This is a genomic window from Algivirga pacifica, assembly GCF_039543525.1.
GTDB lineage: Bacteria > Bacteroidota > Bacteroidia > Cytophagales > Flammeovirgaceae > Algivirga > Algivirga pacifica.
The window spans coordinates 64,764-82,020 of the sequence record NZ_BAABJX010000026.1 but is presented as its reverse complement, the minus strand read 5'-3'; the positions used below and the strand labels follow the sequence as shown (position 1 = coordinate 82,020).

Annotated in this window: 12 protein-coding genes and 1 tRNA gene; 11 read left to right on the top strand and 2 right to left on the bottom strand. The window is 40.9% G+C overall.

The window, feature by feature from the left end:
• Window positions 1-62 precede the first annotated feature (62 nt).
• The gene (locus tag ABD985_RS08935) at window positions 63-1,391 is read left to right on the top strand and encodes a type IX secretion system plug protein (RefSeq protein WP_345371037.1); all 1,329 of its coding nucleotides are present in this window, start codon (window positions 63-65) and stop codon (window positions 1,389-1,391) included.
• Window positions 1,392-1,422: 31 nt separating this feature from the next.
• Window positions 1,423-2,148, top strand: coding sequence for a lysoplasmalogenase (locus ABD985_RS08930; protein ID WP_345371035.1), 726 nt, complete (start codon window positions 1,423-1,425; stop codon window positions 2,146-2,148).
• A gap of 166 nt (window positions 2,149-2,314) precedes the next feature.
• On the opposite strand, the gene ABD985_RS08925 is transcribed toward ABD985_RS08930, so the two are convergent.
• Window positions 2,315-3,991 carry a caspase family protein gene (locus ABD985_RS08925; protein ID WP_345371034.1) on the bottom strand — a complete coding sequence of 559 codons (1,677 nt, stop codon included), beginning with the start codon at window positions 3,989-3,991 and terminating at the stop codon, window positions 2,315-2,317.
• Window positions 3,992-4,301: 310 nt separating this feature from the next.
• Between ABD985_RS08925 and ABD985_RS08920 the strand changes: the two genes are divergently transcribed.
• Together ABD985_RS08920 and ABD985_RS08915 are read left to right on the top strand one after the other, a co-directional pair.
• Window positions 4,302-5,000 carry a VC0807 family protein gene (locus tag ABD985_RS08920; RefSeq protein ID WP_345371032.1) on the top strand — a complete coding sequence of 233 codons (699 nt, stop codon included), beginning with the start codon at window positions 4,302-4,304 and terminating at the stop codon, window positions 4,998-5,000.
• 746 nt (window positions 5,001-5,746) lie between these two features.
• Window positions 5,747-5,819: transfer RNA gene (locus ABD985_RS08915), tRNA-Gly, on the top strand.
• Window positions 5,820-5,999: 180 nt separating this feature from the next.
• Here the strand turns inward: ABD985_RS08915 and ABD985_RS08910 are convergent.
• Window positions 6,000-7,724 carry a phospho-sugar mutase gene (locus tag ABD985_RS08910; protein ID WP_345371030.1) on the bottom strand — a complete coding sequence of 575 codons (1,725 nt, stop codon included), beginning with the start codon at window positions 7,722-7,724 and terminating at the stop codon, window positions 6,000-6,002.
• Between the two features lie 95 nt (window positions 7,725-7,819).
• Here ABD985_RS08910 and ABD985_RS08905 point away from each other — a divergent pair, with 95 nt between their 5' ends.
• The 7 genes from ABD985_RS08905 to ABD985_RS08875 all read left to right on the top strand — a co-directional run bounded on the left by ABD985_RS08905 (window position 7,820) and on the right by ABD985_RS08875 (window position 17,229).
• Window positions 7,820-7,942: a hypothetical protein gene (locus tag ABD985_RS08905; RefSeq protein WP_345371028.1), complete on the top strand. Its 123-nt coding sequence runs from the start codon at window positions 7,820-7,822 to the stop codon at window positions 7,940-7,942.
• 332 nt (window positions 7,943-8,274) lie between these two features.
• On the top strand, window positions 8,275-9,393 hold the full coding sequence (locus tag ABD985_RS08900; RefSeq protein ID WP_345371026.1) for an HlyD family efflux transporter periplasmic adaptor subunit: 1,119 nt from the start codon (window positions 8,275-8,277) through the stop codon (window positions 9,391-9,393).
• A 15-nt stretch (window positions 9,394-9,408) separates the two neighbouring features.
• Window positions 9,409-12,567 (top strand): efflux RND transporter permease subunit, encoded by a 3,159-nt coding sequence (locus ABD985_RS08895; protein ID WP_345371024.1) that lies wholly within the window; start codon window positions 9,409-9,411, stop codon window positions 12,565-12,567.
• Window positions 12,554-13,915 (top strand): TolC family protein, encoded by a 1,362-nt coding sequence (locus tag ABD985_RS08890; protein ID WP_345371022.1) that lies wholly within the window; start codon window positions 12,554-12,556, stop codon window positions 13,913-13,915. The genes ABD985_RS08895 and ABD985_RS08890 overlap by 14 nt, the downstream gene beginning before the upstream one ends.
• 284 nt (window positions 13,916-14,199) lie before the next feature.
• Entirely contained in the window at window positions 14,200-15,213 is a 1,014-nt protein-coding gene (locus ABD985_RS08885; protein WP_345371020.1) for a sensor histidine kinase, read from the top strand.
• A gap of 137 nt (window positions 15,214-15,350) precedes the next feature.
• The gene (locus ABD985_RS08880; protein ID WP_345371019.1) at window positions 15,351-16,124 is read left to right on the top strand and encodes a LytR/AlgR family response regulator transcription factor; all 774 of its coding nucleotides are present in this window, start codon (window positions 15,351-15,353) and stop codon (window positions 16,122-16,124) included.
• Window positions 16,125-16,488: 364 nt separating this feature from the next.
• A complete protein-coding gene (locus ABD985_RS08875) occupies window positions 16,489-17,229 on the top strand; it encodes a nitroreductase family protein (protein ID WP_345371017.1) in 741 nt (246 codons plus the stop codon).
• Window positions 17,230-17,257: the final 28 nt, after the last annotated feature.

Sequence of the window (17,257 nt, the reverse complement as noted above, 5' to 3'; positions counted from 1 at the left end):
AAATTTTTCAATATGATTTTTCTTATATTGTTTTTTCAAATGTTGAATTATTCTTTTATACTATGCCCCGACAACAATTTTTTACGGTTTTCTCTTTTTGTTCCTTTTTAACCCTCTTGTTTTTTTTCTCTTTGGAAAATGCTTTAGGGCAAGAGGCTGTGTATCATCAGGGATGGTTGGATAAAAAAGAGCTATTGCCTGAGAATATTATTTATGAGCCTACCATTAAAACGGTACAGCTTTTTAATCCGAACAGTGGAGCCAATCCGGCGGAGACTGCTGATGCTGTCGTTTCGGTGAGAGAGTCAGGGAGTCTATTGCTTCGGTTTGATGAACTAGCAGAGGATGGAGAGTACTATGAGGCAAAGATTTTACATTGTAATCATGATTGGACTTTATCCGGCTTGAGCTCTTTTGATTTTATGGGGAATCAATACAATGCCTTTCGAATTAATGATTATGAGTATTCTATGTCGGAGGAGGTGCCTTATATACATTATGAATTGCAATTACCAGCCTTAAATCGTTCTGGGAATTATTTACTGGTAGTATATCGGGAGGGAGACGAAGACGATTTACGTTTTATTCGTCGCTTTGTCGTATATGAGGATAGAGTGAGTATTGTGGGGGAAGTGGCACAGACCGTAGGAGGAAGAGTCACTTGGGAGACTCATCAATTGAACTTTAAAGTGAACTATAGTAACCTGGAGATTCCCTTTCCAGACCGTAGCGTGTGGGTGACACTTCGACAGAATGAACGTTGGGATAATGCAATTTACAATTTGCCTCCTCGTTTTATTCGTACCAATGATCGTGTGATGGAGTTTGATTACTTCAATATGGAAAATGCATTTCCGGCAGGGAATGAGTTTCGAACATTTGGTTTCAGGAGTATGACGGGTAGTGGCTTGAATGTTAGAACGATTGAAGTTCCTGATGCGGGGAATATGAGGCGAATTTACTTATATAATGATATACGAAGGGGAGATAAGTCATTCAATCAGCAGCAGCAGGATATCAACGGAAGTTACTTTGTACAAGTCATGGGTAGAAGGCAGTTTTCTACAGACGCTGATTATATGGAGGTGATCTTTACCCTTAAAATGGAGGAGGTGAAAGGAGATGTATACTTGATGGGGAAGTTTACGGACTGGAAATTGCAGGAAGAATATAAGATGACCTATTTACCCGATAAAGGGATCTATGTGGGAAGTGCTATTCTCAAGCAGGGGATGTATGATTATGCGTATAGCATTTATGATCAGGGGGAGAAAAGTGAAGGCTATATAGAAGGAAACTATCGATTGGCTCAGAATACCTATGACATCATTGTGTATTATCGAAAGATCGGTGATAGAGCGGATCGGGTGATTGGATATCGCCGATTTTAAGCATTATACTAACAAATAAACAACACATTTTATGGCTATAACAACAACCAGCAAACGCTATCAGGTGTCTAAGGCGTGGCACGTTATATTTTTTCTAATCGTGATAGGAGAGGTGTTGAGACGTATATTGGTTCTACCAGAAGAAGTAGAATATATAGTCAAACCGATGATTATGCTTTGGATCTCTCTTTACTTCACCCGTTTTTGGAGGAGAGGGGTTAGTTTAATCTATTTAGGGATGATGTTTGCCTTCTTCTTTTCTTGGTTGGGAGATGTTTTACTGATGTTTCAGCAAGTCAATCCTTTCTTTTTTGTGACAGGCTTGGGTGCTTTTCTAGTAGCACAATGTTGGTATGTTTTTACTTTTCTTCGTTTGAATGAAGGACAGAAGGAAGTAGGCTTATTGAAGCAGAAGCCTTGGTGGATTATTCCGTTTCTGATTGTAGGAGGAGGATTATATTGGCTACTCTATCCAGGGATGGGAGAAGTGTTAAAAGTGGCGGTGTTATTTTACGAAGCCTCTATTTTGGGTATGGCTTTGACCGCTTTTAACCTTAAAACAGGGCCAAACAAAGCGGCAGCTCAACGTATTTTTATAGGAGCATTACTCTTTATGAGTTCAGATAGTGTCATTGCCCTCAATCGATTTTTTACGGAGATTGCCTATGCAGGATACTTTATTATCCTGACCTATATTGCAGCCCAATACCTTATTATGACAGGGGTATTAAAATTGATAAAAGAGAAAAATTGTTGAGGCGGATTGCGCCGCTGGTTGAGTAGCACTACGTGCTGTTGAGTGGAGCTTCGCTCCGTTGAGTAGCCCTTCGGGCTGTTGAGAAAAAGCAGTACTGCAAAATCTCAACGTGCGAAGCTCCTCTCAACAGCGAAGCGCTCAACCAGTGGCGCAAGCCACCTCAACATTAGCGTTTGATAAAGATAAAATCCCCTCCTTCATCTCCTGTTCCGTGTACTGTACCATATTGTGGTAGGTTTTCACTATTGTTGATAATCGCATCCTTCATGCTGTCAAACAATTGCTCGGCAGGGAGAAATTCATTGTGATTATTTTCCAGTCGCTTAATTAAGTAAGATAAGAAAATACTTTTATCTGGAACCTCTTTAAGGGCACCACTGGTCATTGCTTTTCGACTAGGGAGCTCATATCGCTTACGGATAGTACGTGGAGCACTGGCAAACGCGGCCCTTGTACGGAAAATAGAGCCACTGAAACAAGCGTCAGTCACCAACAAGGTATGTTGTGCGGGAAGTCCTTTCAGGTATTCTTTCAGTCTGCTATTACTAAACCAGTTGCTGCTGCTTTTTGGATGTGCATCAACGGGAAGCCAATAGCCAACTTCTTTTTTGGAGTCCCAGTATCCATGACCCGCATAAAAGATCAATACATTATCAATATCACGTACTTTGCTCATTAGACCATCAAAGGCTTGAATCAACTCTGAACGGGTAGGATTGCTTACAACCGTGATGTTTTCTTCTTCAAAGGTATAATGATTGACCAAGGTATTTTTCATGTCCTCGGCATCTCTTAGTGGATGTTCTAGATCCTGTATTCCTTGATCCTGATAATCTTGTACACCGATGATCAAGGCATAGTATTTCATTTCCTCTACATAGTCCTTAACGTCAAAATCAAGGTCTCCCATATCCCATTCATCGATCACCACCGTATTGGTATTTTCCACATTTCGAACACTAGCGATCATCTCAGGAATTTCTTCTTCCTCTATTTGTGGCAGGGCATTATCAGGAATTGCGGTAGAAAAGATATCGTTATTCTTGATAAAGTAGGCCATGTTTTCCTTTAGGTCGATGGATGGAGGATAATCATCCTGATCGGTATTGATAAAATCTAAAGCGATAGGATTGGACCAGCTGCCATCAGGTTGTAGTACACTGGCAAAAACATCATAGTCCATGTTTCCACTACTAGTTTCTGCTGCGTACAGTAAGGTTCGATTGTCTTCGAGAATCAGAGGGGCTTTTTCACTGTTAAGGTTGACAGGAGCTGGCAAAGGAACAGGGGATTGCCATTCACCTTTCTCGTTTTTATGAGCGACATAAATAGTGTACGTAAAAGAGATGAAATCAGAGTCGTCATCAATACGAGCGAAGTAAAGACTTTTGCCATCCGCAGAAAGACTAGGAAATAGTTCGTTGCCTTCACTATTGATAACCGAGCCAAAATTATGGATTTTCCCTAGTCGGTTACCGTATTTCTCGATATAGTATAGGTCTGTACCCCCGAAGTTGTCATCTTCCTTGGAGGCAGAAAACAAGATCATGCTTTGGTCGTAGCTCACGAAAGGAGAGGTCACATTTACTAGTTCGTCGGCAACCTTTAATACTTCAGGCTTATGCCATTCTGATCGTTTAAACTCACTACGATAAAACTGAAAGGTATCGTTTTCACGATCAGAAGCAAAGATGAGTTCCTTGTGCCTTGCGCCGTGAAGGATGTTAGGAAATTTCTCAATGCTTTCAGGAGTACTGACATTTGTAAGCAATTGAGAGACACTCTGAGCCTGTAAGAAAAGCGGCAGGAGTAAGAGGGAAACAATGAAATAATATATTCTCATGGTTGATTGGAATTCAGATTTGGCCTACAAAAAAGCAAAAAAATGTTAGAATATTACAATCCCTTAAAGCATTTAATTATACTGTGAATCAGTTACAAAAGGTGTGCAGAATCGTATTTAGGAGTGCGGCGTTAGTAGTAAATGTATTGATTTTCAAATCTTTTAACGCTTTTAAGGATATACTCCCCTATATTTTACGTTACACACAAGGTAATATTTTATAATTTTGTACGATTCAAAAAATAAGCATCAATAAAGAAGCTATTGCAAACAGACGCTAAGGAGATCCCTTGAAACAAAATTTAATACAATGAGTGATAAGAAAAAACAAGAAAGTCCATTAAATAATTTATTGATCAATATCCTGATCCCTACAGTGATCTTATCCAAGTTTAGTGATGAGGAGTATCTGGGGCCTACGTTGGGGTTGATCGTAGCGGTAGGTATTCCGGTGCTTTATGGTATTTATGATTATATCAAGACCCGTAAGGTCAACTTTTTCTCTGTGATGGGATTTGTGAGTGTATTATTGACTGGAACGGTAGGACTATTAGAGCTACCTAAAGAATATATTGCTATTAAAGAGGCCGCGATTCCTTTCATTATTGGTTTGGTCGTTTTGATTTCCATGAAAACGAAGTTCCCTTTAGTGGAAAAGCTGTTGTACAATCCTACGCTGATTAGAGTAGACAAGATTAATGCATCTCTGGAAGAACAAGGTAATGAGTCAATTTTCAAGAAAAAGCTGAACCATGCGACTATTTTATTGGCATTTTCTTTCTTCTTGTCTGCAGCCTTAAATTTTATACTAGCAAAGGTACTTATTGTAAGTGATCCGGGGACTGTTGCGTTTAACGAAGAATTAGGGCAAATGACGGCTTGGAGTTTTGTGGTGATTGCGATCCCATCGACCTTGGTGATGTTTGCGGCTTTGTGGTACTTGATCAAAGCAATAAAGCAATGCACAGGCTTAGAAATGGAAGAGGTATTGGTAGGCGTGAAGCAATAAGCTATCTGCTTGTTCATATTGTTTAGTTGAGCTTCGCTCGTTCATAATGTTTAGTTGTTTGTTTTTATTGAGCTCCGCTCAGTGGCTATGTTTCGTAGAGATAATGAAGTCATCATACCAAATAGAAAGCGAAGCTTTCAAAAAAACAATAAAAACAAACAACTCAACTAAACAGCATGAACGAGCGAAGCTCAATTAACATACGCCGTGTAGCGGGATGAACAAGTTACTCTATCTCTCTTTAAAAAAGACTATTCCAAACAAAATCTAATGATGAGAAAAGAGCGTAGGGGAAAACATTTTGAATCTGTATTAGTTAATGTAAACGCAATAGTTTATTCACATAAGCGAGGTAGTGCAGCGTGATATATTAAATACAATCGTAAAACTACAAGGCATTTTATTTGGGTTCGAATCCCATTTCTCGCTCGAGATTAAATAGTAGAAAGTAGCAATGAGAGAATGAAAATGGACAGCAGCTTCTGCTGTCTTTTTTTTACACCTCTTTAGAGATTAGTGTGCAGCTAACAATATGAAGACTTTTTATTTAGATTAATTATAGTTTGTTAAAATTATGTTAAAATAATAATAATCTAAAAATAGAAATATACTTAAGTGTTTGATCTGTAATTAATTATCGTGTTGCTCATTTTATTGAATGAATATATTTTCATTTGTTAACATGTAAAGGGTTTTATATTATTAATTATATATTCATATTTGCTATACAAATAATACAAAAACAAGCGAGAATAGCTCAGCTGGTAGAGCACGACCTTGCCAAGGTCGGGGCCGCGGGTTCGAATCCCGTTTCTCGCTCTTAAGGGTTCATAGTAGAAAGTAGCAATGAGAAATAGTTAGTTTTTGGGTTACTAACTAAGTTTAAAGGGGTGTCGCAGTGCGGTGCCCTTTTCTGTTTTTAGTATTGCTATAAAATAAAAGCCATCTTAAGCTGATACTTAAGATGGCTTTTTTATTGATGCTTATAGAGGTAAAAAACTATTGCAGTTTCATATCCTTAATGATTCCATCGATTCTTTCATCGAGCATAGCATCCACCTTATCAAAGTCTTCTTTGCTGTCCAATGTTGTGTTCACGCTAAAGTAGAACTTGATCTTAGGTTCTGTTCCAGATGGGCGAGCAGAAATTTTCGATCCGTCTTCCGTATAGAACTGTAATACGTTAGATTTTGGAAGATTTACGGTACACTCCGCACCTGTTTGTACGTCTTTGGCTACCGAAGACTGGTAGTCAATAACATCTTTTAGTTTAGAACCGTTGATGGTTGCTGGAGGGTTTGCTCTTAGCTCTTTCATCATCTCAGCAATCTCTTCGGCCCCTTTCATTCCTTTCTTGGTGATAGAGATCAAACGTTCTTTGTAGAAACCATACTTCACGTAGATTTCAATCAGTTGATCAAACAAAGAAAGTCCTTTGCTACGTGCATAAGCGGCCATTTCACAGATCATGGCAGCAGAAGCTACTGCATCTTTATCTCTAACTTTGTCGCCTACCAGATAACCATAAGACTCTTCTCCACCAACAACGAAGTTTTCCTTTCCTTCTTTTTCCTTGATTACCTCCGCAATAAATTTGAAACCAGTCAGGACATTGTAGCAAGTCATACCTTGTTTCTTGGCGAATGCGTCAATCAGCTCAGTCGTTACAATGGTTTTACAAACAAAGTCATTGTCTTTAGCCAAGCCCATGGCCTTTCTGTTCTCAATCACATAGTTGAACATTAGGGCTGCGGTTTGGTTACCGTTCAGCAATACCCATTCTCCTTTGTGATTTTTGATTGCGATACCAACACGGTCTGTATCCGGGTCAGTTCCCAAAAGAATATCCGCATCCAATTCCTTCGCTTTGGCAAGACCAATGCTTAGGGCTTCCGCCTCTTCCGGGTTAGGGTATACTACCGTAGGGAAGTTGCCATTAGGCTCAGCTTGCTCCTCTACGACATGTACATTCTCGAATCCAATACGTTTTAGGATTTCAGGAATATGTACAATACCTGTACCGTGAATAGAAGTAAAGACGATCTTCATATCTTTTTGAGACTTGATCATGTCGGGAGCAATCACATTCTCCTCTAACATTTTCAAGTATGGCTCGTCAACTTCCTTATTGATTTTAACGATTAGTTCTTCGTTGCCTTCCCATTTCACATCGTCTACTGATTGAATGGATTGCACTTCCGCTACCACATTTTTATCGTGTGGAGGTACAAGCTGTCCACCGTCTTTCCAGTAAGCCTTGTAACCGTTGTATTCTTTAGGGTTGTGAGATGCGGTTAATACGACACCAGTCTGACAACCCAACTCACGGATAGCAAAAGAAAGTTCCGGAGTAGGACGCAAGGCATCAAAAAGATATACTTTGATACCGTTAGCTGCAAATACCTTGGCCGTTACTTCTGCAAAGTAGTCACTGTTGTTACGGCTATCGTAAGCAATCGCTGCTTTAAGTTCTCCACTTTCGGCTTCTTTTAGGTAGTTAGCTAACCCTTGTGTCGCGATACCCACCGTATATTTATTCATACGGTTAGTACCTACACCCATAATACCTCTCAAGCCACCTGTACCAAACTCAAGACCTTTGTAAAAACTGTCTGCTAGTTCTTCTGGGTTACTGGATTTTAATTGTTCAATTGTTTTTTTCGTTTCCTCGTCATAGTTACCGTCTAACCAGACCTGTACTTGATCGTTAATTTTCTGATCCATTATGATATGATAAGTGGTGAATGAAAACTTTGCCCTAAAATATAAAAGCTATAGGAAATTTTTAAGATGATGGTTGAATAATTCATGTTTAGGCCATGGGAAATTTACAATTATTCATTTTCAATGAGGAATGTAATGGGTGGGGAGGGGTAGAGGTCATCGATTTAATGAAGAATGAAGAAAGGGCGCCCCTTGTGGTCGCCCCGACGATAGGGTAAAGGCAGAAAGAAGGAAGAAGGGCGCCCCTTGTGGTCGCCCCGACGAAGGGTAAAGGCAGAATGAAGAAAGGACGCTCCTTGTGATCGTCCCAACAAAAGAAGTGAATAGGAAGCGTATTTTTCATTCTTCATTCTACATTCTTCATTAAACGTTTTTCCCGTTTCGTCCACTCTTATTTAATAAGGTGGCAGAGAAGTTACATTTTAGTGACGATCGATAATGAATGTACGACGTAGGGAAGAAGTATGAGAAAACGAAGAACATTCTATGGATTGAATAGTTTAAAATATCTGCGAATAATCAATATAAATACGATAAGACTTACTTAGTGATGAAAGACAAGAAACTATTACCAGCAGGCATTGGAGCCTTATTAGTTATAGCTGCGGTGATCTTTGCCAAGTTTATGCCAGGGGCTGCCAAAGCCAATGCAGAGGTTAAAGAGGCCAAAGCTCCTTTAGTGGAGGTGAAGTATTTTACGCCTGATACCTTAAAGAATCAATTGCAAGCCACCGGTAAACTGACTTCTAAAGAACGCTTTGAGGTATATGCACAAGTAGAAGGTAGTCTGTTAGCTTCTGCCAAAAGCTTTAAGGAAGGAAATACCTACCGCAAGGGTCAGCCAATTCTTTCGATTGATAAAGGAGAGTATGCGATGACGCTATTGGCACAGAAGAGTAATTTCTTGTCGGCAATCACAGCCATTATTCCAGATCTAAAAGCAGATTTTCCTGAGAGTTATCCACAATGGCAGAAATACCTGGATCAGATGGATATCAACAAATCCTTGAAAGCGTTGCCAACGCCTGTTTCAGAGAAAGAAAAATATTACCTGGCAGGAAAAGGGGTATACAATGCATTTTACTCGATCAAGTCAGGAGAAGAACGCCTTTCGAAATATACTATTTATGCACCATTTTCAGGTGTTGTAACCAAGTCCAATGTCGATGCCGGTTTGGCGGTGCGCCCAGGAATGCAATTGGGTGAAATGATCCGTACGGATGTATTTGAAGTAGCCTTGGCACTGCCTCTGAAAGAAGCGGGACAATTGTCGAAAGGCGATAAGGTAACCTTATCTTCTCCGGATATTCAAGGGGAATGGAAAGGAACAGTTGCCCGTATCGGTGGTAACCTGGACCCAAAGTCACAGTTGGTGAATATTTTCGTAATGACTTCAGGAAAAGGCTTGAAGGAAGGAATGTTTATGCAAGCAATGATTGAAGGGAATACCTTGGAAGGGGTTGTAGAGATTCCTCGAAAACTATTGAAAAACAGCAAGGTTTACATCGTGGAAGGTAATAATCGTAAGGGACTATTGAAGCAGAAGTACGTAGAGGTGGTAGCCGTGAAGGAAAATACTGCGATGGTGAAAGGAGTCTCTACCAAAGATGCGATCCTGATGACCACAATGAAAAGTGCTTACGAAGGAATGGAAGTAACCATTAAATAATCACCAATTGACGATATGAAGAAACTAATAGAATATTTTATCAAGTTCCCCCTCGCCGTCAATCTGGTGATGGTACTGATTGTTTTCTTTGGCTTTATGGGAGTCAGAGAAATCAATAGCAACTTCTTTCCCAACTCTCCGAACCGTTTTGTGATGGTACAAGCGGTATATCCGGGGGCTTCTGCAGAAGAAATTGAGGAAGGGGTAGTCCTGAAAATTGAAGAAAACCTGAAAGGAATCACCGGGCTGGAGCGATTGACTTCCGTGTCCCGTGAAAACTCCGGACAGGTAACGGTAGAAATGCAGTCGGGGACAAACATGGAAAAAGCCCTGACGGATGTAGAGAATGCCGTGAATAAGATCAGTTCTTTCCCAGTAGGGGTAGAGTCCATCATTACCTTCAAGCAAGAGAATGTGAACTTTGCCATCAACTTTGGTATTGCTGGAGAAGAGGCAAACCTACATACGCTCAAAGCGACAGCACGTACTATTGAGAAAGACTTATTGGCGATGAATGGGGTGTCCAAGGTGGAGTTGTCGGGCTTTCCGGAAGAGGAAATAGCGATTCTACTGAATGAGTCGGCTATGCGTGCTTACAACCTGACTTTTCAGGAGGTAGCCAGAGCTGTATCAGTAGCCAATCTGAATATGACAGGGGGGAGCATCAAGGATGGACAAGAGGAGTTCTTTATTCGTGTAAAGGACAAGGCCTATACCAGTGAAGAACTGGATCACTTGATCGTAAGACGTACAGACAATGGTGGTGTGATTCGTCTGAAAGACGTTGCAGAAGTAAAAGACCAATGGGCTGACACGCCTACCAGAGTATTGATCAATGGAGAGAGAGGGGTGATTGTCACCGTGAGTAGTACGTATGAGGAAGACGTGGTAGATATTTCCGAGAAGGTAAGAAACTACATTACTGACTTCAATAACAGTAATACCAATTTGCAGGCAACCATCGTAAAGGATATGTCTGTGATCTTGCAGCAACGTCTGGATTTACTGACAGACAACGGGATCATGGGGATTGTGTTGGTATTGGTATTCCTATCAATGTTCTTGAATCCTAGAATTGCTTTCTGGGTAGCGATCGGTATCCCGATTTCTATGTTGGGTATGTTTATCATTATCTCTTTCACAGGGGTAACGATCAACATGATTACCTTGTTTGCTCTGATTGTGGTATTGGGTATTCTGGTGGATGATGCCATCGTAGTGGCAGAAAATATTTACCAGCATTATGAGGAAGGAAAGACTTCGGTTCGTGCGGCCATTGATGGAACAATGGAAGTATTGCCTGCCGTACTGTCTGCGGTTTTGACTACCATGGTAGCCTTCTCAACCTTTGTTTTCCTGGATGGCCGTATGGGAGATTTTTTCTCGGAGATGGCAATTATTGTAATAGCTATCTTGTTTGTATCTCTTATTGAAGGATTGATTATTTTACCAGGTCATATTGCACACTCCAAGGCATTGCAGGCAGGGTATCAAAAGCGTTTCAATGTGACACAGAAGACCGAGGATGCGATGCGTTGGTTGCGTACCCATACGTATAAGCCAGTGATTACCTATATTCTGGATCATAAGATACTTGGGTTAGCAATTCCTACTGCTTTATTCATCACATCCATCGCTTTGTTGGGTAAGGGATACGTGGATGCGACTTTCTTCCCATATGTAGAAGGAGACGATATTACCATGAACCTGGAAATGCCTTCCGGTACACAAGAAGAGGTAACGGACGAATGGCTGAATGTGATCAATAAAGCTATTGATGAGGTGAATGAAGAGTTGAGTGTCAACCAACCAGGGGGACAAGCACTGATTCAAAAAGTATCAGAGACTTACCTGAATGCAGAAAATAAGGTGAGAGTGAACATTACGTTGCTGGATGCTGAGGTTCGTAAAGGAGGAATTTACGATGTGATTGATGGGATTCAGGAAAAGGTACCGGCTATTCCAGGGGCGGAGAAATATGAATTTGTAGCCTTCTCACCTTTTGGAAAACCATTCTCTCTTTCCTTAAACCATCCTGACCTTGCACAATTGAATAAGGCCAAGGAAGAGTTGAAGATTGAACTGAAGTCTATCCAGGAGCTGAGAGATATTGCAGACAACACACCAGTAGGAAACAGAGAAATCCTGATTACCTTGAAAGATAAAGCGTATCACTTAGGCATCACACTTCAAGACGTGATCTCTCAGGTGCGTCAGGGTTTCTTTGGTTTAGAAGCACAACGTTTACAGCGTAACGAAGATGAGGTAAGAGTATGGGTGCGTTACCGCCCGGAAAACAGAAAAACCATTGGACAGCTGGAGGACATGCGTATCCGTATGCCTGACGGTTCTGCTTATCCTGTAAATGAGATTGCCAATCTGGAGTTTGTCAATGGTGTCTCAGCCATTAATCACTTGGACTTCCAACGTGAAGTGAATATTACCGCTGAGTTGACGAGCCCGAATGCATCCGTACCAGCGATCATCAAGCAGGTCAATACAGACATCTTACCAAAATTACAGGATAAGTATCCAGGGTTGAAAGCGAGCTATGATGGACAGAAGCGTGAGCAGGAGAAAGTGGTGAACTCGGCACAACGTGTATTGCCAATTGTCTTTTTCAGTATGTTTGCGATTGTGGTCTTTACCTTGCGTTCCGTGACGCAGTCGATCTTGGTATTTGCCATGATTCCATTGAGTGTGATTGGGGTAATTATTGGGCATATGGTACATAATGTACCGATCTGTATTCTTTCTTTCCTTGGGTTTATCGCCTTGGTAGGGGTTGTGGTCAATGACTCCCTGGTATTTATTAATGCCTTGAACCTCAACTTAAAGAGGGGAATGAAATACCGTGAAGCATTAATTGAGGCAGGAACTTCCCGTTTCCGTCCAATCTTACTGACTACCTTGACGACCGTAGCGGGTATGGGGCCAATGGTGTTTGAAACCAGTATGCAAGCCAAGTTCTTGATCCCAATGGTAGTGACAATCGCTTATGGTATCATTGCGGCAACAACAACAACACTGATTGTACTTCCAATCCTATTGGATATGGTGAATAAGTTGAAGCGTAAATGGCATAAGTTGAAGACGGGAGAGGAACTTACTGCAGAAGAGGTAGAAAGCGCAATCAAGGAACTTAAATACGAATACAAGCATGAAGAAGTATAAAAATATAAGCCTGTTGTGTGGGTTGCTATTGGCAACCTTCACGGCTTCGGCTCAGGATAAACTAAGCTTGCAAGAGGCGATTAGTACCGCCTTAAGCAATAACTATCAACTGAAGGCAGTTGCGGTTAATAAAGAGATTGCAGAGAACAATGCCACCGTTGGTAATGCAGGGCTATTGCCTTCTGTCAGCTTGAATGGAGGGGGAGAATACTCGAATAATAATACGGAGATTGAGTTCTTGTCTGCAGGAGGAAATAACCAACAGCAAGGAGGAGGTGGCGACGTGCCAATTGAAGCGAACCGTTTGGAAATCGATGGGGCTTCTTCTATCAATTACAATGCGAGGGTTCAAGTAGATTACACCTTGTTTGATGGTTTTGGAAACTATTATACCTTCAAGAAGCTCAAGCAAAATAAAGAATTGGAAGATGTAAAGTACCGCCAGCAAATGGAGAACACGGTGGCTCAGGTAGTACAATTCTATTATGCGGTGAGTAGACAACAAAGAAACTTGCAGGTAGCCAAGTCAACCATGGCGATTACTAGAGATCGTGTGAAGCGATTGAAAGATCAATATGCTTATGGACAAGTCAATAAATTGGCCGTATTGAATGCGGAGGTAGACTTGAATACAGATAGTACAAAAGTATTGGAAGCAGAGCAAGGGTATGAGATGTCGCTGCGTGACCTTAACGTGGTTTTAGGGCAAGAAGTCAATACGGTGTATGCTGTAGATACAGAGGTAGTGTATCAGGAAGAATTGAGTGCTGAGGAGATCATGAGTAATATTCGTTCAAATAATGCTTCTTTGCAGGCACAACAAATGCAGGTGGAAGTAAATCAATTGGATACGCGAATTGCACAAGCTGGAAAAGCACCAAGAGTAAGTGCTTATGGCAGTTACGGGTGGAACCAGATGGAAAGTGATGCCAGTCAGGTAACCTATAACCAGAGTATTGGATATAGTGCAGGAGTACGTCTTTCTTGGAACCTCTTTAACGGAAATCAAGTGAGTACTCGTGTACAAAATGCAAAACTGGCTACCGAAGCGCAACAGAATCAATTAAACCAAATGCAGATTGATCTGGAACGACGTGCAGCCAATGCCTGGACGGACTATGAGTACAAAAAGCGTATTGCCAGTATGGAAGAAACAGGAGTAGAGCGCGCTAAGCTTAACTTTGAGCAAACGAAAGAACGCTATGAGTTAGGGCAGGTGACTTCCGTAGAGTTCCGTACCGCTCAGGAGAACCTGCGTATGGCAGAAAATCGTTTGAGCAATGCACGATATGCAGCCAAGATTTCAGAAGTAAATTTATTGCAGTTAGCAGGAATGCTGATTAATTAATTTTCAATGATTAATGATCAATTTTCAATAATTGGGCTCTCATTAGAGTTTATCACGGTTAGTTGTTGATAAGTAGGAGAAAACACTGAACTGGTCCAAGAGTTCAAATTCCGAACGAGGTACGAGTAAGGAATTGCTCTTGGACCAAGCGGTTTACCACATCGGCTAAGTTTTTAGTGTGGAGGTGCATAGGCTGAAACTTTACACTTCTACATTTCATACAAAGTAAACCGTGATAAAGTCTATTAATAATTGAAAATTGATCATTGAAAATTAAAAAGATTATGAAGGACATTATCAACCCCCGTCTGCTACTGATTCCTTTTTTCTGGGTCGTGATGTCTGCTTTACCGGCAGGTATGATGGTTTGGATGGGGGAGAAGTCTGCGGATGAGGTGTTTAACTTTGTTGTGCATGTGACCCCTAAGCTGTTAGTGCATATCACTTTAGTGGTCTTTGTATTTGGGTTTTTAACGAAACGATTGAATAAGCATGTTCCTTGGAACTCCAGGGGACCCCTTCGAATCTTCTTGGATACGCTGATGGTTGTTACGTTTTCAGTGGGTATGATCGTAACACTTACTCCTCATCTTAAGGTACCCGCAGAAATGCGTTTTGCCATGCCTTTTATTGTGCATACGTTGGTAATGGTTATTATTGAGATGGTTTTAATTTATGAGGATAAGAAAGACCTGGAGGTAGAAGTACAGAAGATGGAAAAGGAGCATATCGCCTCTAAATATAATGCCCTTAAACAACAGCTAGATCATCATTTTCTATTTAATAATCTAAGTGTATTATCTTCTTTGATTTATGAGGATGTGGATCGGGCCGATCGTTTTATTCAGGAACTGAGTAAGATCTATCGCTATGTTCTGAATATTAAAGAGAAAGTACTAGTACCGGTGAAAGAAGAGTTGGAGTTTATAGACTCCTATATGTTTTTGCTTTCCATTCGTTTTGAAGAGGGGTTGCATTATCAACAGAAAGTATCGGAAGAAGTCAAAGAATGGTATATCCCGCCCTTGTCTTTACAGCTGATTGTAGAGAATGCCGTCAAGCACAATGTAGTGAGCAAATCCCAGCCTCTGGAGATTTGTATACGTCAGGAAAGTGATTGCTTAGTGATTACCAATACGTATCAATTGAGAAAAGAGCCGAATATGGCCTCCAATAAAACGGGACAAGCACATCTGACAGAAAAATACGAGTTGCTTTCAGGTGAACTCCCAACATTTTATCAGGAAGACGGAAAGTATATTGTTACCTTGCCATTGATCAAAGAACCAAAATATTAATATCTAGTGGAAGAAGGAAGAAGGAAGAAGGATACTTCCTTCACTAGTCTCATGAGTCGTAAATAAGTCAACTCAAATCGAGACGACATCTAATGAAGCGAAGCTTAATTGAACGATTCAACAATTCCCCTATCATCATGACCAAAATACTGATCGCCGAAGACGAAGCCCTTTCTGCCCGTAAACTGAAAAAAATGCTGGAAGATATTGTCCCACAATTCGAAGTGGTAGAAATAACTGACAGTGTTTCCGGAACGCTAGCTTTTTTAAAGCAACATCAAGTAGATTTGATCTTTTTAGATATTCATCTATCAGACGGCAATAGCTTTGATATTTTTGATCAGATTAATATTGAGACCCCCATCATTTTTACCACTGCTTTTGACCAATATGCGTTGAGTGCATTCCAACAAAACAGCATTGATTACCTATTGAAGCCTATCGGAAAGCAGGAACTTCAAAAAAGTATTGATAAGTTTCTGAAGTATTTTAATCCTAAATCTTCAGAAGCGACTGAAAAAGTAGATTACAAGGCATTGAGTGAGCTGGTGGCGGAGCAGATGAGTCCATCCTATCGAGAACGTTTTATGGTCTATGTAAGGGATGAATTACGTTCCATTAAAGCCGAGGAGGTGGCTTTCTTTTTTGCTGAAAGCAGAGCGGTGTTTATGACGACATTAGAAGGACAAACCTATGACCTGAGCTTTACCTTAGAGCAACTAGAAAAAGAGCTGAATCCCAAGCAGTTTATTCGGGTTAACCGTAAGTACCTATTACATCGGGAAGCCATACAGCAAGTCATTCAATACTCTAAAAGTAAGCTAAAAATCTCCACCACTCCAGAAGCCCCCACCGACATGTTAGTACCAGCGGAGAAGGTGAGTAAGTTTAAGGATTTTTTGGCGAATTGATGGGGGAAAGACCATAACCATCGTTGAGGCCGCTTGCGCGGCTGGTTGAGTGGGCTGCGTCCGTTGAGTAGAACTTCGTTCTGTTGAGACTTTACAGTACTGCCCACAGATACTGGTCTTAGGCTCCTGCCTAAGACCTAAAAGCGCTTTCGCCGAGCGTCCACGCTCGGGTGGTATGGGTGGAAAAAAAGATTGGTGATGGATCGAATAAAAAATCTATCTCCAAATCCTGAAAACTCCTTTTATCCTGAAAATCAAACCCTCTTTTTGTGTCTTGCAAGATATATTTTCATATCTTTGCATTATAAATGAACGGGTATTCATTTTGTTGAGTTTTGATCTTGATTCTAACAATTAAACAGATATGAACGATATAGCAGCAAATATTTCTTTAGAGAACTTCAAGGCCTTGGTAGCGGCTAGAAGATCCAACCGTGTATTTGATACAGAGCATAATATGCCAGAAGAGGTGGTAGCCAATGCGCTAGAGCAGGCATTATTGTCTCCAAATAGCTCCAATATGCAGATGTGGAAATTTATCCGTGTGCGTTCGGAGGAAATGCGTCAGGCAATGGCACCACTATGTTTAGGACAGTCGGCTGCAAAGACGGCTTCTGAGTTTGTGGTAGTGGTTGGAAGACCAGCGATTGGTAAGGAGCGTGCAGCTTTCAATTATAATCGCCTGGCAGAGGAGTATGGAAAAGACTCTGAGCAATTTACAAAGGTAAAGGAGTATTATGGTAAGCTAATGCCTTTTGTTTATCGTCATGATTATTTCGGAATCTTTGGTGGTATCCGAAAATTGATGGTGAATGCGATCGGTCTGAAAAAGCCTATGGCGAGAGAGGTAAGTAAAAGTGATATCTCTGCGACAATCCACGGATCTAACTCTTTGGCATCGATGACGTTTATGTATGCGATGAAAGCGCAAGGGTATGATACTTGTCCTTTGGGTGGATTTGATGGACCAAAAGTAAAGAAACTATTGAAACTGAAAGGTTCGGATGAGATTACAATGGTTATTGCTTGTGGTAAAGGAAAGCCAGAAGGAATCTGGGGGAAAAGACATCGTGTGCCTTACAGCGAGGTCGTTGAGATGGTATAATCTATCGATTTGGAATTATGATATAGGA